The sequence below is a fragment of the Pseudomonas sp. NBRC 111123 genome (assembly GCF_001320205.1).
In the GTDB taxonomy this organism is placed as follows: domain Bacteria; phylum Pseudomonadota; class Gammaproteobacteria; order Pseudomonadales; family Pseudomonadaceae; genus Aquipseudomonas; species Aquipseudomonas putida_J.
On the sequence record NZ_BCAZ01000058.1, the window covers coordinates 1 to 25277 of the forward strand.

16 protein-coding genes are annotated in these 25277 nt (G+C 64.5%); 11 read left to right on the plus strand and 5 right to left on the minus strand.

Translation table 11 applies throughout. The features are described 5' to 3' along the window. Positions 1-13 precede the first annotated feature (13 nt). The gene (gene zwf, locus APH27_RS22675) at positions 14-1519 is read right to left on the minus strand and encodes a glucose-6-phosphate dehydrogenase (RefSeq protein WP_060485957.1); all 1506 of its coding nucleotides are present in this window, start codon (positions 1517-1519) and stop codon (positions 14-16) included. Next, a complete protein-coding gene (gene gnd / locus APH27_RS22680) occupies positions 1519-2499 on the minus strand; it encodes a phosphogluconate dehydrogenase (NAD(+)-dependent, decarboxylating) (RefSeq protein ID WP_027919697.1) in 981 nt (326 codons plus the stop codon). The genes zwf and gnd overlap by 1 nt, the downstream gene beginning before the upstream one ends. Before the next feature lie 204 nt (positions 2500-2703). Here gnd and APH27_RS26665 point away from each other — a divergent pair, with 204 nt between their 5' ends. From APH27_RS26665 to APH27_RS22725, 10 genes are all read left to right on the plus strand, one after another. Continuing rightward, positions 2704-2871, plus strand: coding sequence for a DUF6026 family protein (locus APH27_RS26665; RefSeq protein WP_178092352.1), 168 nt, complete (start codon positions 2704-2706; stop codon positions 2869-2871). Between the two features lie 168 nt (positions 2872-3039). Next, positions 3040-3498: an SgcJ/EcaC family oxidoreductase gene (locus APH27_RS22685; RefSeq protein ID WP_027919696.1), complete on the plus strand. Its 459-nt coding sequence runs from the start codon at positions 3040-3042 to the stop codon at positions 3496-3498. 491 nt (positions 3499-3989) lie between these two features. After that, positions 3990-5546, plus strand: a complete 1557-nt coding sequence (gene glgA / locus APH27_RS22690; protein WP_027919695.1) for a glycogen synthase GlgA — start codon at positions 3990-3992, stop codon at positions 5544-5546. 14 nt (positions 5547-5560) lie between these two features. Continuing rightward, positions 5561-7303 carry a malto-oligosyltrehalose trehalohydrolase gene (gene treZ / locus APH27_RS22695; RefSeq protein ID WP_060485967.1) on the plus strand — a complete coding sequence of 581 codons (1743 nt, stop codon included), beginning with the start codon at positions 5561-5563 and terminating at the stop codon, positions 7301-7303. After that, positions 7300-9369, plus strand: coding sequence for a 4-alpha-glucanotransferase (gene malQ, locus APH27_RS22700; protein WP_060485958.1), 2070 nt, complete (start codon positions 7300-7302; stop codon positions 9367-9369). Before treZ ends, malQ begins: the two co-directional genes overlap by 4 nt. Next, entirely contained in the window at positions 9366-12140 is a 2775-nt protein-coding gene (locus tag APH27_RS22705) for a malto-oligosyltrehalose synthase (protein WP_060485959.1), read from the plus strand. The genes malQ and APH27_RS22705 overlap by 4 nt, the downstream gene beginning before the upstream one ends. A gap of 14 nt (positions 12141-12154) precedes the next feature. Next, complete coding sequence (locus APH27_RS22710; protein ID WP_027919691.1) at positions 12155-12424, plus strand: DUF2934 domain-containing protein; 270 nt, start codon at positions 12155-12157, stop codon at positions 12422-12424. A gap of 152 nt (positions 12425-12576) precedes the next feature. Next, positions 12577-14730, plus strand: coding sequence for a glycogen debranching protein GlgX (gene glgX, locus APH27_RS22715; RefSeq protein WP_060485960.1), 2154 nt, complete (start codon positions 12577-12579; stop codon positions 14728-14730). A 103-nt stretch (positions 14731-14833) separates the two neighbouring features. Next, entirely contained in the window at positions 14834-15643 is an 810-nt protein-coding gene (locus APH27_RS22720) for an endonuclease/exonuclease/phosphatase family protein (protein ID WP_060485961.1), read from the plus strand. A gap of 303 nt (positions 15644-15946) precedes the next feature. Then, complete coding sequence (locus APH27_RS22725; protein WP_027919688.1) at positions 15947-17026, plus strand: autotransporter outer membrane beta-barrel domain-containing protein; 1080 nt, start codon at positions 15947-15949, stop codon at positions 17024-17026. Between the two features lie 99 nt (positions 17027-17125). On the opposite strand, the gene glgB is transcribed toward APH27_RS22725, so the two are convergent. From glgB to APH27_RS22740, 3 genes are all read right to left on the minus strand, one after another. Beyond that, positions 17126-19336, minus strand: a complete 2211-nt coding sequence (gene glgB, locus APH27_RS22730; RefSeq protein WP_027919687.1) for a 1,4-alpha-glucan branching protein GlgB — start codon at positions 19334-19336, stop codon at positions 17126-17128. After that, positions 19337-22654, minus strand: coding sequence for a maltose alpha-D-glucosyltransferase (gene treS, locus APH27_RS22735; RefSeq protein ID WP_060485962.1), 3318 nt, complete (start codon positions 22652-22654; stop codon positions 19337-19339). Positions 22655-22809: 155 nt separating this feature from the next. Next, positions 22810-24828, minus strand: a complete 2019-nt coding sequence (locus APH27_RS22740) for an alpha-1,4-glucan--maltose-1-phosphate maltosyltransferase (protein WP_060485963.1) — start codon at positions 24826-24828, stop codon at positions 22810-22812. Positions 24829-24971: 143 nt separating this feature from the next. Here APH27_RS22740 and APH27_RS26670 point away from each other — a divergent pair, with 143 nt between their 5' ends. Next, on the plus strand, positions 24972-25133 hold the full coding sequence (locus APH27_RS26670) for a hypothetical protein (protein ID WP_177331715.1): 162 nt from the start codon (positions 24972-24974) through the stop codon (positions 25131-25133). The last annotated feature ends 144 nt before the right edge of the window (positions 25134-25277 follow it).

The window sequence follows — 25277 nt, forward strand, 5'->3', positions numbered from 1 at the left end:
CAACACAGCACTGTCATCCAAGCTTGTGCCACTCGCGCTTGTCGCGGGTCAGCAATTCATTGCCCGCTTCAGGGCCATCCTCGCCCGCCGGGTACTCATGCACCTCGCCCCCCTGGGCCCAGGCATCGAGAAACGGCTGCACCGCGCGCCAGCCGTTCTCGATGTTGTCGGCCCGTTGGAACAGGGTCTGGTCGCCGGTCAGGCAGTCATAGATCAGCGTTTCATAGCCGGTGGCCGGGGTCATCTTGAAGAAGTCCTTGTAGGCAAAGCCCAGCTCGACGTTCTCCATCACCAGCTCCGGCCCCGGCCGCTTGGCCTGCAGGTCGAACCACATGCCTTCGTTTGGCTGGATCTGGATCTTCAGGTAGTTGGGCTTGGGCCGCTCCAGCTCCGATTCGCGAAACTGCGCGTACGGCGCCGGCTTGAAGCAGATGGCGATCTCGGTATCGCGCACGCTCATGCGCTTGCCGGTACGCAGGTAGAACGGCACCCCGGCCCAGCGCCAGTTGTCGATCATCACCTTGAGCGCCACATAGGTTTCGGTCTGGCTGTCGGCTGCGACGTTGTTTTCCTGGCGATACCCCGGCAGGCGCTTGCGGCCCTGATGGCCAGCCGTGTACTGGCCACGCACGGAATTCTTCAGGGCCATTTTCGCCGACCAGGGGCGGATGGCACCGATCACTTTGGCCTTCTCGCCCCGCACGGCATCGGCGCCGAACGCCGCCGGCGGCTCCATGGCGACCATCGCCAGCAGCTGGAACAAGTGGTTAGGCACCATGTCGCGCAGCGCGCCGGTGTTGTCGTAGAACGCACCGCGGGTTTCCACGCCAACCGTCTCGGCGGCAGTGATCTGCACATGGTCGATGTAGTGGTTGTTCCAGAACGACTCGAACAGGCCGTTGGAGAAGCGGCTGACCAGAATGTTCTGCACCGTTTCCTTACCCAGGTAATGGTCGATGCGGTAGATCTGCCGTTCGCTCATCACTTTGAGCAGGCAGGCGTTGAGCGCCTCGGCACTGGCCAGGTCGGTGCCGAAGGGCTTTTCCACCACCACCCGGCGAAAGCCACCGGCAGACTCGTCGAGCAGGCCGGCCTCGCCCAGGCGCTGGGCCACTTCCGGGAAGAAGCGTGGTGAGGTGGCCAGGTAGAAGATGGCGTTACCGTGGCTCGTCTTGTCGATACGCTTGGCCAGCGCCGCATAGGTGGCAGGGTCGAGGAAGTCGCCAGTCTGGTAGTCCAGGCGTTTGGCCAGACGCGCCCAGAGCTTTTCATCCAGGCACTTGGCAGCGCCCTCACCGCCCTTGTCACGTTCCTGCATGAAGGCATGCAGGCGCTCGGCAAATTCATCGGCCGTGGCCGCGTTGTGGTCGACGCCGACGATCCGCAGGTTGCGGTCCAGCAAGCCGTCGCGGCTGAGGTTGTAAAGCGCCGGCATCAGCAGGCGCTTGACCAGGTCACCGTTGGCGCCAAACAGGAACAGCGTGCAGGGCGGAGCAGCAGGAATGGTCTGTTTGCTCATCAGTCTTTTTTCTCGACGTGGCCACCGAAGCCCAGGCGCATGGCCGAAAGGATCTTGTCGCCGTAGGTGCCCTGCTGCTGACGCGAGCGGAAGCGGGCGAACAGTGCGCTGGACAGCACAGGTACCGGCACTGCCTGCTCGACAGCGGCATCGATGGTCCAGCGGCCTTCGCCACTGTCGGACACCGAGCCACTGAACTGCGCCAGCTGTGGGTCGGCCACCAGCGCATCGGCAGTGAGGTCGAGTAGCCACGAGGTGACCACGCTGCCGCGGCGCCACACTTCGGCAATCTCGGCGACGTTGAGGTCGAAGCGCTGGTCTTCCGGCAGCTCGTTGCCACCTTTGCTGCGCAGCAGGTCGAAGCCTTCGGCATAGGCTTGCATCAGGCCGTATTCGATGCCGTTGTGCACCATTTTCACGTAGTGCCCGGCGCCAGGTGGGCCGGCATGGATATAACCGTGCTCGGCGCGCTCATGCTCACCGCTGCGGCCGTGGGTGCGCGGAATCTCGCCCACGCCCGGCGCCAGTGCCTTGAACAGCGGCTCCAGGCGCTCGAACACATCCTTCTCGCCGCCGATCATCATGCAGTAGCCACGGTCCAGGCCCCAGACACCACCAGAGGTGCCGACATCCAGGTAATGCAGCCCGCGCCTGGCCAGTTCGGCGGCGCGGCGCATGTCGTCCTTGTAGAAGGTATTGCCGCCATCGATGATCGCATCACCCGGCTCCAGCAGCTCGGCCAGCTGGGCGATGGTCTGCTCGGTAGGCTCGCCGGCTGGCAGCATCACCCACACCGCGCGAGGCGCCTTGAGCTTCTGCACCAGCGCGCCGAGGTCGTGGGCACCTTGGGCGCCTTCGCCCTCCAGCCCAACGATGGCATCACGGTTACGGTCATGGACCACGGTGCGGTGGCCGGCGCGCATCAGCCGCCTTGCGATATTGCCGCCCATGCGGCCCAGCCCGACGATTCCCAATTGCATGAGCCGATGCTCCCCTTTCGAAATGGATGACAAACACAGTTCAACTTTTCAGATTAGTCCAGCACGACGCACGAGGGTTCAGCGACGAACGGCGCGACAACGTTAAACAAAAAAGTTCCCATGGGCGGCGAAAGAATTCAGAATGCGCGCCGCGTGAAGCGTCTACGCTTTAACTGTCACCAGCCAAAACCGCGAGGTGTGCTCATGGGTACCTTGATGCCTGCTACTCCAACCCAGACCCTCTATGTCTCCGTGCGCCGCGATGAACTGCGCAAGTTGAAAGACGAACGTGACCAGTTGCGCCAACAGGTCGCACAGTTGCACATGCTGCTGGAACAGGCACGTAGCGACGGTAAAAACGTCAGCCTCTGATTCATCCCCCCTCGGTGGGAGCTTCATGGCTCCCACGCGGCCCGTCAGCCGATCTCTCGAATTTCACCGGGCAACATAAAGCATTTCCTATGGTTCAGCGCCTGGGTGCCTTATAGGGTGCACAACGCCACGGCCTCATCCTGGGGCCTGCCTGCCGCGGACCTCAGCATGAAAATCGCGTATTACTGCCTGCCTCTGGCCCTCTTCAGCATTACTACCCTGCCCCTGCAAGCCGCTGCGCAAAGTTGCCAGCAAGCCACCAAGCAACAGGCACTTGACCTGTTCGAACAGTGGAACGACAGCCTCAAGAGCGGCGACCCTCAACAGGTTGCCCGCCTCTACCAGGAAGATGCCCTGCTTCTGCCCACCGTTTCGAAAAAGCCGCGCCTCACCGAACAAGAGCGCGTCGACTATTTCAGCCAGTTTCTCGCCGACAAGCCGAGCGGCAAGCTCGATACCCATTACTTCGACGCCGCCTGCAATACGGCGACACTGGCCGGTCTCTACACGTTTGACTTTGCCGCTACCGGCAAGCAGGTGGCCGCGCGCTACAGCTTTACCTACCGCTGGGACGGCCAGCAATGGCTGATCAGCCATCATCACTCCTCACTACTCCCTTCAGGCTGAGTTCAACACCGTGGGGCACGCGCCCCACAACGGTGCACAAAGGCCCATCCCATGCTGCACATTGATGCCCCACCAGCGCCTTCCGATTCATCTCTACGATGCCCCAACACATTCAGTGACACTCGCCAACGTTTGCGTCTAGCTCAGGTCATAACGAAAGTGACCAGCGGGTCACCTTTTTATCGCCGGCTCTCCTACACTCAGGTTTCGGCCCGCCATTTGCTCAGAGGAAGAGCAACGTAAAAAAGTCGAACTTTTGGAAATGGTGGCGGGTCATCAAGTAAGTAGGCCAGACGCAAAAGGACTTCCTTCGCACGGCCGCCTACCCCAACTAGTCCAATCGCCTTCGGCCGGAATGCTGATCGCGTTGTGCCTGTGCGCACGACTTCGGGGCATGGATAGCTTCACGCAACTAAAGAAACAGAGAGAACCAGCACGAGATATAGCAACGGGTGCCAGCACCCGGCCAACACATAGGGACGGAAAGAAGTATGATCAGTGCCGCTGTCGAGCCTCACGTAGATTCATTCAAACCGGACAACCGCGAGCCGCTCACCCCGGACTTCGCCAAGACAGGCACGGCACCCGGCGCCCAGCGCCAGCACAACCCTAACAAGCGCAAGATCCTCTTCGTCACATCCGAGATAGCCGACCTGGTCAAGACCGGTGGCCTGGGTGACGTTTCGGCGGCACTCCCACGCGCCTTGGCGCACCTGCACGATGTACGGGTGCTGATCCCTGGCTACCGCCAGGTCATGGAAAGCGACAACCCCATTCATATCGTCGGCGAGCTCGGCGGCCATGCCGCCCTGCCACCGTGCAAGATCGGCCGCATGGACATGGTCGATGGCCTGGTCATCTATGTACTGATCTGCCCGGAGCTGTACCAGCGCGACGGCACTCCCTATGGTGCCAACAACGGTCGCGACTGGCCGGACAACCACATTCGTTTCGCCCGCCTGGGGCTGGCCGCAGCCGAGATCGCTGCTGGCGAAGGCAAGATCCACTGGCAGCCCGAAGTGGTGCACGCCCACGACTGGCCCGCAGGCCTGGCACCGGCCTACATGCACTGGCGCGGGCTGAACACGCCGACCCTGTTCACCATTCACAACCTGGCCTATCAGGGCGTCTACAGCCGCGGCTGCAGCCCCGAGTTGGCGATTCCCGACCATGCCATGCAACAGGAAGGCATGGAGTTCTACGGCAAACTGTCGTTCCTCAAGGCAGGCCTTGCCTACTCCAGCCACATCACCACCGTCAGCGCCACCTACGCCCAGGAAATCACCACCCCTGAGTTCGGCTGCGGGCTCGACGGCTTCCTTGCCAGCAAGGCCCAGCAGGGCCTGCTCGGCGGCATCCCCAACGGCATCGACGAGAGCTGGGACTCGGCCACCGACAAGCACCTGCAGCACAATTTCAGCATCAACGACTGGGACGGCAAGGCACGCAATACCGCCGAAGTGCGCAAACTGTTCGAACTGGAGCCGTCCGAAGGGCCGCTGTTCGCTGTGGTCTCGCGGCTGGTCTATCAGAAGGGCCTGGACCTGACCTTGGGCGTTGCCGACTACATCGTCGAACAAGGTGGGCAAATCGCGATCATCGGCCGCGGCGAGCCGGAAGAAGAGCAGGCCATGCGCGAGCTGGCGTTGCGTCACCCGGGGCAGATCGGGGTGCGTATCGGCTTCAACGAAACCGACGCCCGGCGCATGTTCGCTGGCAGCGACTTCCTGCTGATGCCCTCGCGCTACGAGCCTTGCGGCCTGAGCCAGATGTACGCGCAGCGCTTCGGCTCGCTGCCGGTGGCGCGCAATACAGGCGGCTTGGCCGACACCATCGAGAACGGCGTCACCGGCTTCCTGTTCGATGAGTCGACCGTCGAGAGCTACAGCGAAGCGCTGAGCCGTGCTTTCTATATCTACCGCAAGAAGGACCTGCTCAATGCCATGCGCTGCCTGTCGATGACCCAGCCGTTCAACTGGTGCCAGGCGGTGGAACCCTATGCGCGCCTCTATGAGGACCTGGTCAAGCAGGCACAACTGAGCTACTGAACGGGGGTTTGAAGATGCACAGGCATGGCGCACACCTTCTGGACGCCACGTCGGCGCGCTTCGCCCTGTGGGCGCCGGATGCGCGCAGCGTGAGCGTGGAACTGGAGCAGCAGCCCGCCATCGAGCTGCTGCCCGAGGACGACGGCTGGTACACGGGGGTTGCCCCGTGCCAGGCCGGCGACCGCTATCACTACCGCATCGACGGCAAGCTGCAGGTCGCCGACCCGGCGTCGCGGTACCAGCCCGAGGGCGTGCACGGGCCGAGCCAGGTGGTGGATACCGGCGCCTACGCCTGGCAGCATCCCTGGCAAGGCCGGCCTTGGCACGAAGCTGTGATCCAAGAGCTGCATGTCGGGGTGCTCGATGGCTACCAGGGCGTAGCCCGGCATCTGCCGAGGCTGGCGGAGCTTGGCATCAGTGCCATCGAGCTGATGCCGCTGGGCCAGTTCCCCGGCGAACGCAACTGGGGCTACGACGGCGTGCTGCCCTATGCGCCGCAGCATAGCTACGGCAGCCCCGAGCAGCTTTGCGCCCTGGTCGACCACGCCCACGGCCACGGCCTGATGGTGATGATCGATGTGGTCTACAACCACTTCGGCCCGGACGGTAATTACCTGCATCAATACGCCAGCCCGTTCTTCCGCCAGGACCGCCAGACGCCCTGGGGTGCGGCCATCGATTTTCGCCGCCGCGAGGTACGCGAGTACTTCATCCAGAACGCCCTGATGTGGCTGTGCGACTACCGCTGCGATGGCCTGCGCCTGGATGCCGTGCACGCTATCGACCAGCCCGACTTCCTCGTCGAGCTGGCGCAACGGGTACGCGCCGCCGTCGAGCCTGGCCGGCATGTATGGCTGGTGTTGGAGAACGAGCATAACCAGGCTTCGTTGCTCGAACAGGGCTTCGATGCCCAGTGGAACGACGATGGCCACAACGCCTTGCACGTGCTGCTGACCGGGGAAACCGAGGGCTACTACGCCGACTACCAGGAAAAACCCATCGCCAAGCTGGCACGCTGCCTGGCCGAAGGTTTCGTGTTCCAGGGCCAGGCCAACCGCCACGGCACGCCACGCGGCGAAGCCAGCGGGCACCTGGAGCCCAGCGCGTTCGTGCTGTTCCTGCAGAACCATGACCAGATCGGCAACCGCGCCCTGGGCGAGCGGCTGACCCGCCTGTGCCCGCCGGCAGCCTTGCGTGCGGCCACCGGCCTGTTGTTGCTGGCACCGATGATCCCGTTGCTGTTCATGGGCGATGACGATGGCAGCTGCCGGCCGTTCCTGTTCTTCACCGATTTCCATGATCAACTGGCCGATGCCGTGCGCGAGGGCCGGCGCGGCGAGTTCGCCCACTTCAAGGCATTCGCCGACCCCGAGCAGCGCGAACACATACCCGACCCCAATGCCGAACAGACCTTCGAAGCTTCGCGGCCGCAGAACAAGGAGGTCATCGCCGGCTGGCACGGGCTTTATCACCAACTGCTCGACCTGCGCCAACGCCACGTCATCCCCAACCTGCCCGGCAGCCGTGCACTGGGCGCCGAAGTGCTGGGCGACCACGCTCTGACGGCGCGCTGGCGCCTGGGTGACGGCAGCACCCTGCGCATCGACCTGAACCTGGGCACCACGCCCCAGGCGGTCGAACTGCCCGCCGCCGAACAGCGCCTGTTCGACAGCAGCGACACCACCCACCCCGATACCGCGCTGGCCGCCCACAGCTGTGTGGTCAGCCTGCTAGCCCCCGGCCAGGAGAGCCCATGAGCGAAACCGCTTTGCACCGACTGGCCGCCCGTGTGGGGCTCGCCCGCGACTGGATCGACGCCAACAACCGGCCGCAGCAAGTGAGCGACGAGGTACTGCGCAAGGTCCTCGACGGCCTGGGCCACCCCGCCAGCGACGAGCCGGCCATCCAGGCCAGCCTGCGCGCCGTGGAAGCCGCCGAAGACGCTGAGCACCTGCCCCCGCTGATCACCGCCGACCTTGACCAGCCGCTGCCCCTTAAGCGCTACTTCCCGCCCGGCAGTGCAGTGCGCTGCACCCTGGAAAGCAACCGCCTGCAATACCTGACCCTCGATGCCCAAGGCAACCTGCCCGGCGGCCTGCCGGTCGGCTATCACCTGCTGCAGATCAACGACCGCAGTTTCACCCTGGCCGTGGCTCCGCCGCGTTGCCACAGCCTGACTGACGCCGTCGATGCCCCCCCGCCACGCTGCTGGGGCCTGGCCGTGCAGCTCTACAGCCTGCGCCGCCCCGGTGATGGCGGTTTTGGCGACTGCCTGGCGCTGGAACAGCTGGCACGCAACGCCGCCGAACGCGGCGCCGATGCCCTGGCGATCAGCCCGATCCATGCCCTGTCTGCCATCGACCAGCAACACTACAGCCCTTACTCACCGTCCAGCCGCCTGCTGCTCAACACCCTGTACGCCAGCCCCGCCGCGCTGCTCGGCGAGCGCGCCGTGCGCCTGGCGATCGAGGCGTGTGGCCTGGAGCAGGTGCTCGAAGACCTTGAGCAGTGCCCGCTGGTGGACTGGCCCCGCGCCGCCGACGCCCGCCTGCGCCTGCTCGAAGCGCTGTATCAGGATTTCAGCCAGGCCGACCACCCGCTGCGCAAGGACTTCGACAGCTTCCGCGAGGCCCGCGGCCAGGCCCTGGAACATCACTGCCGCTTCGAAGTACTACAGGCACAAGCCGTCGAACATGGCTTGGGCGCCGACTGGCGCAACTGGCCCAGCGCCTGGCACGACCCGTACCACCCGGAAGTCGAGGCCTTGGCCAACGCCTACCCGGCCAAGGTCGAGTTCCACGCGTTCTGCCAGTGGCTGACCGAACGCAGCCTGCAACGTGCCCAGCACGTCGCGCGCAGCAACGGCATGGCGGTCGGCCTGATCGCCGACCTGGCAGTGGGCGCCGATGGCGCCGGTAGCCAGGCCTGGAGCCGCCAGGACGAGCTGCTGGCCAACCTCAAGGTCGGCGCGCCGCCCGACATCCTCAACCGCTCGGGGCAGGACTGGGGCATCTGCGCCTTTTCCCCCGAGGGGCTCAAGCGCAACGGCTACCGTGCCTTCATCGAGATGCTGCGGGCCAACCTGGCCCATGCCGGCGGCCTGCGCATCGACCATGTGATGGGCCTGCGCCGCTTGTGGCTGATCCCGCGGGGCTGCACGCCCGCCGAAGGCGCCTATCTGAACTACCCGCTCGAGGACCTGCTGCGCCTGCTGGCCCTGGAGTCGGTGCGCCACCAGGCGATCATCCTCGGCGAAGACCTCGGCACCGTACCCGAAGGCCTGCGCGAGCAGCTGGCTGCCAAGGCCGTGCTGGGCATGCGCGTGCTGCCCTTCGAGCAAACCCAGCCCGGCCACTTCACACCGATCCTCGACTGGCCTGACAACGCCTTGGCTACCACCGGCACCCACGACCTGGCGCCTTTGGCCGGCTGGCTGCAAAGCCGCGACATCGACTGGAGCCACCGCCTGCAACTGATCGACACCGCCACCGAACTGCACTGGCGCCACGAACGGCAGAAGGAACGCGAAGGCCTGCGCCGCACCCTGGAAGCCAACTATGGTGCACAAGCAGACGACGACGCGCTGATCGATGCCGCCATCCGCTACGTTGGCCATACTCGCGCCCCCTTGGTGCTGATCCCGCTGGAAGACCTGCTCGGCAGCGACGAACAACCCAACCTGCCTGGCACCACCAGCGGTCACCCCAACTGGCGCCGGCGCTTCGCCGCGCCGGTGCGCGAGCTGCTGGATGACGAAGACGCCGCACGGCGCCTTGAACTGCTGGCTCAGGCCCGCGAACAAGCCTGGGAGCGTGACCGATGAAGCCGTTAACCGCGACACTGCGCCTGCAGTTTCACCACGAGTTCAGCCTCGATGACGCCGTACCGCTGGTGCCGTATTTCGCCCAACTGGGCATCAGCCACCTGTATGCCTCGCCGATCCTCAAGGCCCGCGCCGGCTCACGCCATGGTTACGACGTGGTCGACCCGACCTGCGTCAATCCCGAGCTGGGCGGCGAGGCGGCACTGCAGCGGCTGGTGGCCGCGCTGCGCCAGCATGGCATGGGCCTGATTCTCGACACCGTGTCCAACCACATGGCTGTGGGCGGCGCCGACAACCCCTGGTGGCAGAGCCTGCTGGCCTGGGGCCGGCGCAGCCCGTATGCGGAGTTCTTCGACATCCAGTGGCACTCCAGCGACCCGTTGCTGGCCGGCCAGTTGCTGTTGCCGTTCCTCGGCAGCGACTATGGCGCGGCGCTGAAGCATGGCGAAGTCCCGCTGCAATTCGACCCGCAATCGGGTTTGCTGCAAGTCGCCCACCATGAGCACCGCTTCCCGATCTGCCCGCTGGACTATGGCTGGATTCTTGCGCAAAGCCCCGAGCCTGCACTCAAGGCCCTGGCGGAGCATTTCACCGCCTTGCGCGACGCCGCCGAGCCCTTGGCCGATGCCCTGCCCCTGCACGCTGAACTGGCGCGCCTGGTGCGTGAAGGCGCGGACTTGCAATCGGCACTGGCCGCCTTCGACAGCCGCAGCGAAAGCGGCTTCAAGCGCCTGCACCTGCTGCTGGAACGCCAGACCTACCGCCTGGCCAGCTGGCGCACCGCCGCCGATGACATCAACTGGCGGCGCTTCTTCGACATCAACGAACTCGGCGGCCTGCGGGTGGAGCGTGCCGTGGTGTTCGAGGCGACCCACGCCAAGCTGTTCGAGCTGATCGAGCGCGGCCTGGTGGACGGCCTGCGCATCGACCATATCGATGGGCTGGCCGACCCGCGCGGCTACTGCCGCAAGCTGCGTCGCCGGGTCGACAGCCTGCTTGCCAAGCGCCCGTTGCATGCAGCCCTGGAACACTTCCCGATCTATGTGGAAAAGATCCTCGGCGCCGACGAACACCTGCACCGCGACTGGCTGACCGACGGCACCACCGGCTACGAATTCATGAACCAAATCTCGCTGCTGCAGCACGACCCGGCTGGCGAAGCACCTTTGACCGAGTTGTGGGCGATGGTCAGCGAGCGCCCCGACTTCCCCGAGGAAGTGCGCCTGGCGCGCCACCTGGTGCTCAACGCCAGCCTGGCCGGGGACTGCGAATCGGTGGCCCAGGCGCTATTGCAGGTGGCCCGCGACGACCTGATGACCCGCGACCTGACCCTGGGCGCGATCCGCCGCGCGTTGCAGGCACTGGTCGCGCATTACCCGGTGTACCGCACCTACTTCAACGCCTGCGGGCGCCCGGCCGAGGATGAGCAGTTCTTCCAACAGGCCCTGGCCCATGCCCGCCAGGACCTGGGCGAAGCCGACTGGCCGCTGCTCGACCAGCTCGAGCGATGGCTCGGTGGCCAGCCCTGGCGGCAGTTGCCCCCGGGCCGGCCACGCAGGCACCTGCGCCATGCCTGCGTGCGCTTCCAGCAGCTCACCGCCCCCAGCGCCGCCAAGGCCGTGGAGGACACCGCGTTCTACCGGTCGGCACGGCTGCTGTCGCGCAATGACGTCGGCTTCGAGGCCGAGCGGTTCAGCGCCGACACCGAACATTTCCACAACGAAGCCCAACGCCGCCTGCGCGACTTCCCCGACAACCTGCTGGCCACCGCCACCCACGACCACAAGCGTGGCGAAGACAGCCGCGCACGCCTGGCCGTGTTGAGTGAACGCGGACCGTGGGTGGCCAGCCGTGTGGAGCACTGGCGCGAGCTGGCTGCACCGCTGCGCAAACAGCTGGACGACGGGGTGGCACCAAGCCCTGGCGACGAGCTGCTGCTGCTGCAGACGCTGCTGGGCAGCTGGCCACTGACCCTCGACCTGCACGACGACAATGCGCTGCGCCAGTACGCCGAACGCATCCGCCAATGGCAGCAGAAGGCCCTGCGCGAAGCCAAGTTGCGCAGCAGCTGGAGCGCGCCGAACGAAGCCTATGAAGCAGCCTGCGCGGCCTATGTCGACGGCCTGCTGCTGGAGCGGGAAAACCAGCAGTTGCGCCAGTCGCTGGCCGATGCCGCGCAGTTGATCGCCTGCCCCGGCGCCCTCAACGGGTTGGTCCAGAGCCTGCTGCGCATGACCGTGCCTGGCGTGCCCGACCTGTACCAGGGTAACGAATACTGGGACTTCAGCCTGGTCGACCCGGACAACCGCCGCGCCGTGGACTACGCTTGCAGGCGCCGCACCCTGGACGATGCCAGCGCGCCCGGCGAGCTGCTGGCGCACTGGCGCGACGGCCGCATCAAGCAGGCCCTGATCGCACGGGTGCTGGACTGCCGCCAGGCCCACGCCGAGCTGTTTCGCCGGGGTGCCTACCTGCCATTGAACGTGCAGGGTCGGCATGCCGATCAGGTCATCGCCTTCGCCCGCCTGGGTGACGGCGAACGCGCCATTGTCGTCGCCCCGCGCCTGGCCAGCGGCCTGCTCGGCGGCGCCACTACACCGTTGATCCCGGCGCAGAACTGGGACGACACCCGGGTGATCCTGCCGTTTGCCTTGTCGCCTGCCAACTCGACTGGACTTTTCTCCAGCGCTGCGGTCAGCCCTTCTAGGGAGCTGCTGTTGAGCGCTTTGCTGGCGGAGTTTCCGGTCAACCTGCTGATACAACAATCTTGAGCATCAGGAGCGTCATGATGAGTGTCGATGAAAAACGAATCCGCGAATTCGCTTACCAGATCTGGGAATCCGAAGGAAAGCCCGCCGGCCAGGAAGACCGCCACTGGGAGATGGCCCGCAAGCTCGCCGAAGCCGAGGCGCTGGCACCCAAGGCGGCGCCTCGCAAACGGGCGCCGGCCAAGCCCAAGGCAGCGGCCGAGCCGAAGGCGGCTGCCTTGCCTGGGGCCAGCAAGCCGGTGGCTGCCAAGAAGCCTCGGGCAGTGAAAAAGCCTACGGCTGGGTAAGCCTGCACCGGCCCCTTCGCGGGTAAACCCGCTCCTGCAAGGATCGCACCCACCTCACCACAGGAGCAGTGTCTGTGGGAGCGGGTTTACCCGCCAAGAGGCTGGTGCAGGTCCCACGATTTCCCCCCGCAACGGCCATTTCGAGGATAGCCATGAGTCCGCGCACGCCCAAGAAAACCCGCTCCGTCGCCCCGTCGCGCATTCGCGAGGGCATGCCCTTCCCCCTGGGTGCCACCTGGGACGGCCTGGGGGTCAATTTCGCCCTGTTCTCGGCCAACGCCACCAAGGTCGAACTGTGCCTGTTCGACTCTACTGGCGAGCAGGAAATCGAACGCATCGAACTGCCCGAGTACACCGATGAGATCTACCACGGCTACCTGCCCGATGCTCATCCCGGGCTGGTCTATGGCTACCGTGTATATGGGCCATACGAGCCGGAAAACGGGCACCGCTTCAACCCCAACAAACTGCTGATCGACCCCTATGCCAAGCAGCTGGTCGGCAGCTTGAAATGGTCCGAGGCGCTGTTCGGCTACACCATCGGCCACCCCGACGGCGACCTGTCGTTCGATGAGCGCGACAGCGCGCCCTTCGTGCCCAAATGCAAGGTCATCGACCCGGCCTTCACCTGGGGCCGCGACCAGCGTGTGCTGATCCCCTGGGAACGCACGATCATCTACGAAGCCCACACCCGCGGCATCAGCATGCGCCACCCGGCGGTGCCGGAAGCGCTGCGCGGCACCTTCGCCGGCCTTGCCAACGACGAGCTGCTCAAGCACATCAAGGACCTGGGCGTATCGAGCATCGAGCTGTTGCCCATCCATGCCTTCGTCAACGACCAGCACCTGCTGGACAAGGGTTTGAACAACTACTGGGGCTACAACAGCATCGCCTTCTTCGCGCCGCACCCGCGCTACCTCGCCAGCGGCAAGATCGCCGAGTTCAAGGAAATGGTCGCGCACCTGCACGACGCAGGCCTTGAGGTGATCCTCGACGTGGTCTACAACCACACCGCCGAAGGCAATGAGCGCGGCCCAACCCTGTCGATGCGCGGCATCGACAACGCCTCGTACTACCGCCTCATGCCCGATGACAAACGCTACTACATCAACGATTCCGGCACCGGCAACACCCTCGACCTCAGCCACCCGTGCGTGCTGCAGCTGGTCACCGACTCGCTGCGCTACTGGGCCGGCGAAATGCACGTCGATGGCTTCCGCTTCGACCTGGCGACCATCCTGGGGCGTTACCACGACGGCTACAGCGAGCGCCACGGCTTCCTCGTCGCCTGCCGCCAGGACCCGATGCTCAGCCAGGTCAAGCTGATTGCCGAGCCCTGGGACTGCGGCCCAGGCGGCTACCAGGTGGGCAACTTCGCGCCAGGCTGGGCCGAGTGGAACGACCGCTTCCGCGATACCGCACGGGCCTTCTGGAAAGGCGACGAGGGCCAGTTGGCCGACTTTGCCGCACGCATGACCGCCTCGGGCGACATGTTCAACAACCGCGGGCGCCGGCCGTATTCCTCGGTCAATTTCATCACCGCCCACGATGGCTTCACCCTGCGCGACCTGGTTTCGTACAACAGCAAGCACAACGAAGACAACGACGAGAACAACCAGGACGGCACCGACAACAACCTGTCGTGGAACTGCGGCGTGGAAGGCCCTACGGACGACCCGCAGATCAACGCCCTGCGCATGCGCCAGATGCGCAACTATTTCGCCACGCTGCTGCTGGCCCAGGGCACACCGATGATCGTTGCCGGTGACGAATTCAGCCGCACCCAGCATGGCAACAACAACGCCTACTGCCAGGACAGCGAGATCGGCTGGGTCAACTGGGACCTGGACCAGGACGGCAAAGACCTGCTGGCGTTCGTCAAGCGCCTGACCCGCCTGCGCCTGGCCTACCCGGTGCTGCGCCGTTCGCGTTTTCTGGTCGGCGACTATAACGAGGCGATCGGCGTCAAGGACGTGACCTGGTTGGCGCCGGATGGCAACGAGATGAGCGTCGAGCAGTGGGAAGACCCGCATGGGCGCTGCCTGGGCATGCTGATCGATGGCCGCGCCCAGGTCAGTGGCATCGCGCGGCCGGGTGCAGAGGCCACGGTGCTGCTGATCGTCAATGCTCACCATGACATTGTGCCGTTCAAATTGCCGACCGTACCTGAAGGCGAGTACTGGAGTTGCCTGGTCGACACCGACCGACCGGAGCTGCGCAAAGGGCAGCATCTGCAATTTGACACGACCTTCGAGGTGAAGGGGCGCTCGATGCTGCTGATGGTGCTACAGCACGAGGAAGAGTGAACCCGGTTGGCCATGCTCTGTCCCAACAGATAGCGCTTGCCTGGGCTTGCCGGCGATGTGGCCAGCCTAGGCAATACACGTTCAGCACCCATGAGGAGCCACCGTGAACCTCGAAGCCGGCAGTCCGGGTTTCGCCAGCACCGGTCACGCCCTGGCTGTGAAACGCCTGCGGGTACTGACGGTAAACACCCACAAAGGTTTCACTGCCTTCAACCGGCGCTTCATCCTGCCTGAGCTGCGCGAAGCGGTGCGCAGCACCCAGGCCGATATCGTCTTCCTCCAGGAAGTGCTCGGCAGCCATGACCGCCATGCCGCGCGCTACCCGGGCTGGCCGCAGACCTCGCAATACGAATTTCTTGCCGACAGCATGTGGAGCGATTTTGCCTACGGCCGCAATGCGGTCTACCCCGACGGCCACCACGGCAATGCGCTGCTGTCCAAATACCCGATCATCGAGCACCGCAACCTCGACGTGTCGATCACCGGCCCCGAGCGGCGCGGCCTGTTGCACTGCATCCTCGACGTCCCCGGCCAGCACAAGGTGCATGCGATCTGCGTGCATCTGTCGCTGCTGGAAAGCCACCGGCAGAAACAGCTGCTACTGCTGCGCCAGCTGCTCGATGCGCTGCCTGCCGATGCGCCAGTGATCATTGCCGGCGACTTCAACGACTGGCAACAGCATGGCAACCGTACCTTGCACCTGCAGCGCGACCTGCACGAGGCCTTCGAGCGCCACCACGGTCTGCTCGCCCGCACCTACCCGGCCCGCCTGCCCCTGCTGCGCCTGGACCGCATCTACCTGCGCAATGCCGACAGCCATGCGCCGCAGATTCTGGGGCACAAACCTTGGACGCACCTTTCCGACCACTTGCCACTGGCTGTAGAGGTACGCTTTAACAATGATTCGGCATAGCCCGTGCCGCAGAAATAGCGATCCTCGCTATGCCCGACCAAATAGCTCGGTTAAACAAAGGGTTAACCCCTGCCACGGCATTTGAACGCAGGTTTCACGCTTTCTTGACGCAAGCGCCGGTCTCTCCTTAGCTGAACAATATCACTAGACGTAAAAACTCGCGCCGGGCCTCTAGCTCGCGCCTTTGTGCGCGCTCGCGAAAGCTGGCGTGCTGGTTTGGGTCGCCCTCTGTTTTTGCCGTACAGCTCGTGACAACAGGCCAGGTCCTTGGGCTTTACAACAATAAAACAGAGGAGATCCGCCATGAAAAGAACCTCGAACCCCTTGCGCTTCGATCATATTTTCTGCGCGGTTTCCACGTCGATGCTTCTGGCAACCCCGGTGGAAACGTTCGCGTTCGAAATGCAGGAAGACCCAATCTCCCCCCGCTACCTGCAGCAAACGACGGTGCCGACGTTGTCGCTCGACCCGGTCAGCGCCAGCGGCCTGAACCTGGGTACGTTGAGCGCCTTCAGCGAGAAGATGGGCGAACGGCACAACTCCATAGCGCCCGACCTGGCGGGCAACCAATGGGCACAGTTCTTCCCTGGCGTCACACCCCAGCCTGGCACGCGCGCACCAGACCAGCTGGAAGCCCCCAGCCAGCAGCTGATGATCGGCCCGGACCTGTTCGTGCGTGAAACCGCCGGTGGCAACGTGCACCGGGCGGGGATCTTCGTAGGGCACAACAACTTGCAGAGCAGCTTCAACGGCGTGCGGCCGTTGCTGGGGGACAAGCAGCGCAACGCGGTAAACCTCAGCGGCGAGAGCCTGGGGGTGTACTGGAGCATGACCCATGAACAAGGCTGGCACCTGGATGCCGTGGCCATGGGTTCGCGCATCGAGGTGATGGGCCGTGGCGACAGTGGCCAGCGCCTGGATGACAGTGGCCATGCGATGACCTTTTCGCTGGAGGGCGGTTACCCGATTGGGCTGGGCGGGGGCTGGGTGATCGAACCCCAGGCGCAGTTGATCAACCAGCAGTTCTTCCCGGGCAGCCAGGTGCAGGAGGAGACCTTGCAGGCCTTTGACAGCCAGCCCAGCTGGAGCGGCCGGGTCGGTGCCAAGTTGTCCGGGCGCTATGAGGTGAAAGGCATGCCGATCGAGCCCTATGTGCGGACCAACGTGTGGTACGACTTCAACGACAGCAGCGAGGTGAAGCTGGACCAGGTCGACAAGATTTCCAGCTCGCGCTATTCGACCACGGTGGAATTGGGCTTGGGGTTGGTGGCGCGGGTGACACCTTCGGTGGCGCTGTTTGTCAGTGCCGATTACAGCAGCGATGTGGATGGCAACGATATCAACGGACTGATTGGCAGCCTTGGGGTGCGGATGCGGTGGTAGGCAGGTCTGGCCCTATCGCGGATAAATCCGCTCCTACAAGGGGCATGCGATCCTTGTAGGAGCGGATGTATCCGCGAAGAGGCCCGCACAGGCGATGAATCAGGCCGGTTTCATTACCAGAACCCCAAGCGGCGGCAGGTTCAGCGCCAGTGACAGTGGCTGCCCATGGCTGGCCACCTCATCACTCTCCACCGCCCCCAGGTTGCCCACGTTCGAGCCGGCATACAGCTCGGCATCGCTGTTCAGCAGCTCCTGCCAACGCTCACCGAACGGCACGCCAATCCGGTAGCCCTCACGTGGCACCGGGGTGAAGTTGGCCACCACCAGCAGCGGCTCGCCCTGGCTGCTCCAGCGCAACCAGGCGTACACGCTGTTGTGCGCGTCATCGCCGATCAGCCACTGGAAGCCCTGGGGCTGGCAGTCCTGTTCGTGCAGCGCCGGTAGTTCGCGGTACAGGCGGTTGAGGTCGCCCACCAGGCGCTGCACACCCTGGTGCTCGGGGTACTGCAGCAGGTACCAGTCCAGCTGGTGGTCGTGGTTCCACTCGCGCCACTGGCCGAACTCGCAGCCCATGAACAACAACTTCTTGCCCGGGTGGGTCCACATGAAGGTCAGGTAGGCGCGCAGGTTGGCGAACTTCTGCCAGCGGTCGCCGGGCATCTTGTCGATCAACGAATGCTTGCCGTGCACCACCTCATCATGGGAGATCGGCAGGATGAAATGCTCGGAGTAGGCGTAGATCAGGCCGAAGCTCATCTCGTTGTGATGATAGGTGCGGTGCACCGGATCGTTCTGGATGTAATGCAGGGTGTCGTGCATCCAGCCCATGTTCCACTTATAGGCAAAGCCCAGGCCGCCTTGCTGGGTCGGCTGGCTGACCCCCGGCCAGGCCGTCGACTCCTCGGCGATGATCAGCGCACCCGGCGCCTCGTGGGCGGCAATGCCGTTGAGGTGGCGGATGAAATCGATGGACTCGAGGTTCTCGCGCCCGCCATGGCGGTTGGGCACCCACTCGCCGGCTTTGCGCGAGTAATCGCGGTAGAGCATCGAAGCAACCGCATCGACGCGCAGGCCGTCGACATGGAAGTGCTTGAGCCAGTGCAACGCCGAGGCCAGCATGAAACCGCGCACCTCGTTGCGCCCGAGGTTGTAGATCAGCGTGTTCCAGTCCTGGTGGAAGCCTTCCAGCGGGTTGTCGTACTCGTAAAGCGCGGTGCCGTCGAAACGCGCCAGGCCATGTTCGTCAGTGGGGAAATGCGCTGGCACCCAGTCGAGGATCACACCGATACCGCCCTGGTGGCAGGCATCGACGAAGAACGCGAAGTCCTCGGCGCTGCCATAGCGTGACGTCGGGGCGAACAACGACAGCGGCTGATAGCCCCAGGAGCCGCCAAACGGGTGCTCCATGATCGGCAGCAGCTCGATGTGGGTGAAGCCCAGTTGCTGCACATAAGGCACCAGGCGCTCGGCCAGCTCGCGCCAGTTGTAGTAGCGCGACACTTCGCCCAGCTCGTCGAGCTCACATTGCCATGAACCCGGGTGCAGCTCGTAGATCGACAAGGGTGCGCTGTAGGCATGGCGCTGGGCGCGATGCTCCATCCAGTCGTGATCCTGCCAGTCGTGGCTCAGCTCACCGGCGACCTTCGACGCGGTACTCGGCGGCAATTCGGTGGCACGGGCCAGCGGGTCAGCCTTCAGTGGCAGGATGCCGTCCTTGCCAAGCACTTCGAACTTGTAGGTTTCGCCCACGCCCAGGCGCGGTACGAACAGTTCCCAGACCCCGGCACTGTGGCGCAGGCGCATGGGGTGGCGGCGGCCGTCCCAGTTGTTGAAGTCACCCACCACCGACACCCGGCGCGCATTCGGCGCCCATACCGAGAAGCACACGCCATCGACACCGTCGACCTGGGTCGGCTGGGCGCCGAAACGCCCGGACAGGTCCCGGTGGTTGCCTTCGGCGAACAGGTAGAGGTCCATGTCACCCAGTTGCGGGCCGAAGCTGTAGGGGTCTTCGGTCACCTGCTCGCCACCGGCCCAGCCGACCTGCAGCAGGTAGGGCTGCGCCTGATCGAGGTGCGCGCTGAACAGGCCAGGCAGGCTGCCCTGCACCATTTCGGCGAGGACGCGCCCATCATGGCGTGCCAGCACCCGCACGCTCAGTGCATTGGGCAGGTAGGCACGCACCAGCACACCGCCCTGCCCGTCTGCATGCGGGCCCAGCACGGCAAATGGATCGGCGTGCTCGGCGCGGGCCAGGGCATCCAGGTCCCGTTGCCGAAGGCCGCCGTTTTCACGCGTGGTTGCATTCATCTATGACTCTCCCCAGGTACTGATCAGTCCATGCAAGCCATGCAAGGGCACGGCCAGCCAACTCGGACGGTTCTCGGCTTCGTATGTAATTTCGTAGGCGGCTTTTTCCAGGCAGAACAACTCCAGTGCGGCGCGCTCGCCTTCGGCCTGTTGCCAGGCGTGAGGCATGGCGGCGGTGGCCAGGCCATAGGCTTCGACGAAGGCATGCCGCGACTGGTGCAGGTACTGCCGGGCAACACGTTGCCGGGCTTGGCGCGCCGGGCCGGAAAGGTCGACCGCAGACGCGCTGCGCAGGATCATCGCAGCAGCATAGTCGAAGGATCGCAACACGCCGCTGACATCCTTGTACGGGCTGTGTTTGGCCCGGCGTTCATCCAGTGGACGGGATGGCTCGCCCTCGAAATCGATCAGGTAGGCATCGCCCTGCACCACCAGGATCTGCCCCAGATGCAAGTCGCCATGCACACGCATCAGCAGGCCACCCTGGGCCTGTTCGGCGAGCCTGGCGATGTGCTGGGCAAGGCCGTCACGCTGCTGTTGCAGGTCGTCTACCAAGGCCTGGCTGTCAGGGTCGAGGTGTTCGCGGTGCTGTGCCAGCAGGTCCAGGGCGTGGTTCAGTTCGGCACTGATCTGCGCGCTCCAGCGTTGGCTGTCATTGGCGTCGCTGGGGCGTGGCTGGAAGGCTTCATCGTTGCTCGGTGCCGCCAGCAGCAGGTGCATCTCGCCCAGGCGCTGGCCGAGCAAGGCCGCGAAGCCGTTGAGTTCGGCCAGCGCGTCGGTGTGCGCTTCGGCGTCGATGTGGGTCGGCTCCATCTCGTCACGAATGGCCCGCTCCAGGGTGTTCTGGGTCCAGGCCCAGGCATCGCCCTGGTTGCTCAGGTAACCCTGGGCGATCATCAGCAGGTGCGGCGCGCCCTGCTCGTCTACGCGGCTGACCCAGGCCAGCAACGGCGAGATGTTGGCGAACCCGGCGGCAGTGAGGTACGCACTCATTTCCAGCTCTGGGTGTATGCCCGGGTTGACCCGGCGAATGAGCTTGAGCACTACGCGGTCGCCAATGACTACCGAGCTGTTCGACTGTTCGGCGCTGAGGTAGCGCACTTCGCTTTCCTCGTTCAGTTCAAGGCCGGCCAGTTGGGCTGTGCAGGCAAAATGCAGCTCGCCCTGGCCATTGCCGCAAGGCAGATGCCTATCTTCCTGGCAGGCGCGCAGCACCGCACGGATGAACGGTTCGAGGACGAAGGCATCGGTGATCAGCCCCACCTGACTGCCACGACGTACCCGTGACAGCGCCAGTTGCTGCGGCAGTGCGGTGTTGATCTGATCTTCCGGCAGCAGGCCGAACGGCAGCTGGTACTGGTTGGCCACGCCGTCGCTGAGCACTTCGATTTCGCTGAGCAGCACCGGTGTGGTGGCGGTGCCGAAGCGCACGCCATAACGCAGCCGCACCTGGTCGATCGGGCTTTCCTTGCCGGCGAACCAGCGGCGCTTGGGCAGGTACTGCGGCAGGATGGTGCCGTGCAGGGTGTCGCTGGAGGGGGACTCTAGCAGTTCTTCCATGCGTTTGCGCAGCACTAAAGTAGTCAATTCCGGCAACCCCTCGGTAGCTTGGATGTGCCAGCTGGGCATGCGGTCGTGGGCAGCCAGCAGGAACCAGTAGAAGGCATAGGGTGGCAAGGTCAGCATGAATGGCAGCTGCCCGATCGGTGGGAAGGCGCTGCCACCGAGCATCTCCACCGGCACTTTGTCAGCGTATTGCGACAGTTCGAGCTCGGCGGCCTGGGCGGCGCGGGAAACGTTGGCGACGCACAGGATCACCTCGGTATTGCCGTCGGCGTCGGTGTACTCGCGGATATACGCCAGGATGCGCCGGTTGCTCGGCGTCAGCGTGCGCAGGCTGCCGCGGCCGAAAGCCTTCTGCTGCTTGCGCACCGCCAGCAGGCGGCGGTTCCAGTTCAGCAGCGAATGCGGGTCGTGGGCCTGGGCTTCGACGTTGATGGTCTGGTAGCCATACAGCGGGTCCATGATCGGCGGCAGCACCAGGCGTTGCGGGTCAGCCCTGGAAAAACCGCCGTTGCGGTCCGGCGACCATTGCATCGGTGTGCGCACGCCGTCGCGGTCGCCGAGGTAGATGTTGTCGCCCATGCCCAGTTCGTCGCCGTAGTACAGGGTGGGTGTGCCGGGCATGGACAGCAGCAGGCTGGTGAGCAGCTCGATGCGCCGGCGGTCACGTTGCAGCAAGGGCGCCAGGCGCCGGCGGATGCCGAGGTTGATGCGGGCGCGGCGGTCTTCGGCGTAGTAGTTCCACAGGTAGTCGCGCTCGCGGTCGGTGACCATTTCCAGGGTCAGCTCATCGTGATTGCGCAAAAAGATCGCCCACTGGCAGTTGGCCGGGATTTCCGGGGTCTGGCGCAGGATGTCGGTGATCGGGAAGCGGTCTTCCATGGCCAGGGCCATGTACATGCGCGGCATCAGCGGGAAGTGGAAGGCCATGTGGCATTCGTCGCCATCGCCTTCGCCAAAGTACGGGCGAGTGTCCTCGGGCCACTGGTTGGCCTCGGCCAGCAGCATGCGGTCGGGGTAGTTGGCATCGATCTCGGCGCGGATCGCCTTGAGTACCTTATGGGTCTCGGGCAGGTTCTCGTTGTTGGTGCCGTCACGCTCGATCAGGTACGGGATGGCGTCCAGGCGCAGGCCGTCGACGCCCAGGTCGAGCCAGAAGCGCATCACACCGATCACCGCCTTCATCACCTGCGGGTTGTCGAAGTTGAGGTCTGGCTGGTGCGAATAGAAACGGTGCCAGAAGTACTGACCGGCGACCGCGTCCCAGGTCCAGTTGGACTTTTCGGTGTCGAGGAAGATGATCCGCGTGCCGTCGTACTTCTGGTCACTGTCCGACCACACGTAGAAGTCTCGCGCCTTGCTGCCGCGCTTGGCGTGGCGGGCGCGCTGGAACCACGGGTGCTGGTCGCTGGTGTGGTTGATGACAAGCTCGGTGATCACCCGCAGGCCACGCTTGTGCGCCTCGGCGATAAAGCGACGAGCGTCGGCCATGCTGCCGTAGTCTGGGTGCACGGCCTTGTAGTCGGCGATGTCGTAGCCGTCGTCTCGGCGTGGCGAGGGGTAGAACGGCAGAAGCCAGAGGGTGTTGACGCCGAGCTCGGCGATATAGTCGAGCTTGCTGATCAGGCCGGCGAAATCGCCGATGCCGTCGTTGTTCGCATCAAAGAACGACTTGATGTGCAGCTGGTAGATCACGGCGTCCTTGTACCACAGCGGGTCATCGATGAAGGCTGCCGGGCGGGAACGCTTGGCCATGGGTGACTCCTTTCAAAGCATTCTTGAGCTTGGAGCTTGCGCGATCGCCTGTGGGAGCGGGTTCACCCGCGAAGCAGGCACCGCGGTGTGTGGCACCGGCTTTGCCGGTGTTCGCGGGTGAACCCGCTCCCACAGGGGGTGGCGTGTGTACCTTGCTAGCGGGCTTTTTCGATACGCCAGATACCGAATGGCTGGTGCCAGGGCTCGATGCGCATGAACTGGGTCTTGCCATACCACGACCAGCGGTGGCCGTTCATCAGGTCTTCGCCCTGGGTTTCGGCGTTGTCGTCCAGGCCCAGCTCCCACAGCGGCAGCTCGAAATGCGCCTCCTGGGCGTTGTGCGGGTCGAGGCTGATCGCCACCAGGATGTAGTTGTCGCGCTCGGGCGTACGCTTGGCGAAATACAGGATGTTGTCGTTCCAGCAATTGAAGAAGGCCACGCCAAGGTGGGTTTGCAGGGCGCGGTTCTGCCGGCGGATACGGTTGAGCTGGGCGATCTCGGCGATGATGTTGCCGGGCTGGGTGAAGTCGCGCGGGCGGATTTCGTACTTCTCCGAATCCAGGTACTCCTCCTTTCCCGGCAGCGGCGTGCCTTCGCACAGTTCAAAGCCCGAATACATGCCCCACAGCCCCGAACCCATGGTCGCCAGTGCGGCGCGGATGAGGAACCCGGCGCGGCCCGAGTTCTGCAGGAAATAGGGGTTGATGTCCGGCGTGTTGACAAAGAAGTTCGGCCGGTAGCACTGGCTCCACGGTGGCTGGTTGAGTTCTTCGAAATACTCGCGCAGCTCCTGCTTGGTGTTGCGCCAGGTGAAGTAGGTGTAACTCTGCGCATAACCGACTTTGCCCAGGCGCGCCATCATTGCTGGCTTGGTGAACGCCTCGGCGAGGAAGATCACCTCGGGATGCTGGCTGCGCACATTGGCGATCAGCCATTGCCAGAACGGCAGTGGCTTGGTGTGCGGGTTGTCGACGCGGAAAGTCTTCACGCCCTCCTCGACCCAACCCACCACCACGTCGCGCAGGGCCAGCCAAAGCGACGGCACAGCCTCGGCGGCATAGAAGTCGACGTTGACGATGTCCTGGTACTTTTTCGGCGGGTTCTCGGCATAGCGGATGGTGCCGTCAGGCCGCCAGCTGAACCAGCCGGGGTGCTCCTGCAGCCACGGGTGGTCCTGTGAGCACTGGATGGCGAAGTCCAGGGCGATTTCCAGGCCGTGCTCGGCGGCGGCGGCCACCAGCCGACGGAAGTCCTCACGGGTACCCAGCGCTGGGTGAATGGCGTCATGCCCGCCTTCCGGGCTGCCGATGGCGTAAGGGCTGCCTGGGTCATTGGGCTCTGCCTGCAAGGCGTTGTTGCGGCCCTTGCGGTGCTTTTTGCCGATCGGGTGTATGGGCGGGAAATAGAGCACGTCGAAGCCCATGTCGCGGATCATCGGCAGGCGCCCGTGCACGTCATTGAAGGTGCCGTGGCGCTCGGGGCTGTCGGTGATCGAGCGCGGGAACAACTCGTACCAACTGGCAAACAGCGCGGCCGGGCGGTCGACGTCGAGGGGGAATTCGATGCTGCGGGTAAGGTAGCTGCGGTGCTCGGCCTCAGCCATCAACCGGGTGGCTTCAGGGCCCAGCAGCAGGGCCACCTGGTCATCCTGGGAAAGCTCCGGCAAGCGGGCCTGCAAGCTCTCTATCTGCTCGCGCAAGGCGCCCTCGCTACGTTCTGCGCCTTTGCCCAGGAGCAAGCGGCCTTCTTCCAGCTCCAGCTGGACCTCGACGCCCGCATGGTACTTGCGCTCCAGGTCGTGGCAGTAGGTGGCAAACGGGTCGATCCAGGCCTCGATACTGAACAGGTGCAGGCCCAGCTCAGTCGGGGTGAATTCGGCCAGCCACAGGTCATTGCCGGGCGAATGCATCGGCACACAGTGCCAGCGCCGGCTGGTGGCCTGGCGCCAGTTGAGCATCACCGCCAAGCGGTCGTGGCCATCGCTGTAGACCTTGCTGCTGACCGCAACCCGTTGCCCGCTGACGGCCTTGGCGGCGAACGTGCCGGCTTCGAGCACAGGTTGGGTGTCTTCGATCACGATGCGCGGCGCCAGTAGCGCCTGTGACAGGCTGATGGCCTGGTCCGGGTGATCGTTCGCCGTGGGCACGCTTTCAAAGGGCTCGTTTCGTGTCATCGACCTTGCTCCCTCAGGCTGTTGGCGGTAAGGGTTCAGAGCCGGACACCGGCATGGGGTTCAAAAAAAATTGAGCGAACGGCAGCTGCCAGCGGTCAGAGCCTGCAGCAGCTGTTCAATAACCACCCGTGCGAGGTCAGGCCATGAACATCCCCACTCCACCGGAAACACCCGATCCCAATATCGACGACCCGAGCCTGCCGCCGCCCGTGCCGGAACAAGAGCCGGACGAACTGCCGATCAAGCCGACCATGCCGCCGACGGTGGGTGACCCGCCGAGTGAAGAACCGCCGGTGAAGGCTTAAGGGTAGACCCAATGTCGAAACAGGGATTGGGGGCGACGCGGTGGGTTCGCCGTGAAATGTGTAGCGCCTGTGAAATCGAGCGCCGCCCGCGCGGCGCATCGCGGATAAATCCGCGCCTACATTTGTTGCAACGTGCCGAACCTG

Bases quoted from the DNA above. Each gene is read 5' to 3' on its own strand.
- treS (WP_060485962.1), bottom strand. From the start codon at position 22,654: ATGGCCAAGCGTTCCCGCCCGGCAGCCTTCATCGATGACCCGCTGTGG.
- APH27_RS26665 (WP_178092352.1), top strand. From the start codon at position 2,704: ATGGGTACCTTGATGCCTGCTACTCCAACCCAGACCCTCTATGTCTCC.
- zwf (WP_060485957.1), bottom strand. From the start codon at position 1,519: ATGAGCAAACAGACCATTCCTGCTGCTCCGCCCTGCACGCTGTTCCTG.
- glgX (WP_060485960.1), top strand. From the start codon at position 12,577: ATGAGTCCGCGCACGCCCAAGAAAACCCGCTCCGTCGCCCCGTCGCGC.
- APH27_RS22725 (WP_027919688.1), top strand. From the start codon at position 15,947: ATGAAAAGAACCTCGAACCCCTTGCGCTTCGATCATATTTTCTGCGCG.
- treZ (WP_060485967.1), top strand. From the start codon at position 5,561: ATGCACAGGCATGGCGCACACCTTCTGGACGCCACGTCGGCGCGCTTC.
- APH27_RS22705 (WP_060485959.1), top strand. From the start codon at position 9,366: ATGAAGCCGTTAACCGCGACACTGCGCCTGCAGTTTCACCACGAGTTC.
- APH27_RS22710 (WP_027919691.1), top strand. From the start codon at position 12,155: ATGATGAGTGTCGATGAAAAACGAATCCGCGAATTCGCTTACCAGATC.
- malQ (WP_060485958.1), top strand. From the start codon at position 7,300: ATGAGCGAAACCGCTTTGCACCGACTGGCCGCCCGTGTGGGGCTCGCC.
- glgA (WP_027919695.1), top strand. From the start codon at position 3,990: ATGATCAGTGCCGCTGTCGAGCCTCACGTAGATTCATTCAAACCGGAC.
- gnd (WP_027919697.1), bottom strand. From the start codon at position 2,499: ATGCAATTGGGAATCGTCGGGCTGGGCCGCATGGGCGGCAATATCGCA.
- APH27_RS26670 (WP_177331715.1), top strand. From the start codon at position 24,972: ATGAACATCCCCACTCCACCGGAAACACCCGATCCCAATATCGACGAC.
- APH27_RS22685 (WP_027919696.1), top strand. From the start codon at position 3,040: ATGAAAATCGCGTATTACTGCCTGCCTCTGGCCCTCTTCAGCATTACT.
- glgB (WP_027919687.1), bottom strand. From the start codon at position 19,336: ATGAATGCAACCACGCGTGAAAACGGCGGCCTTCGGCAACGGGACCTG.
- APH27_RS22740 (WP_060485963.1), bottom strand. From the start codon at position 24,828: ATGACACGAAACGAGCCCTTTGAAAGCGTGCCCACGGCGAACGATCAC.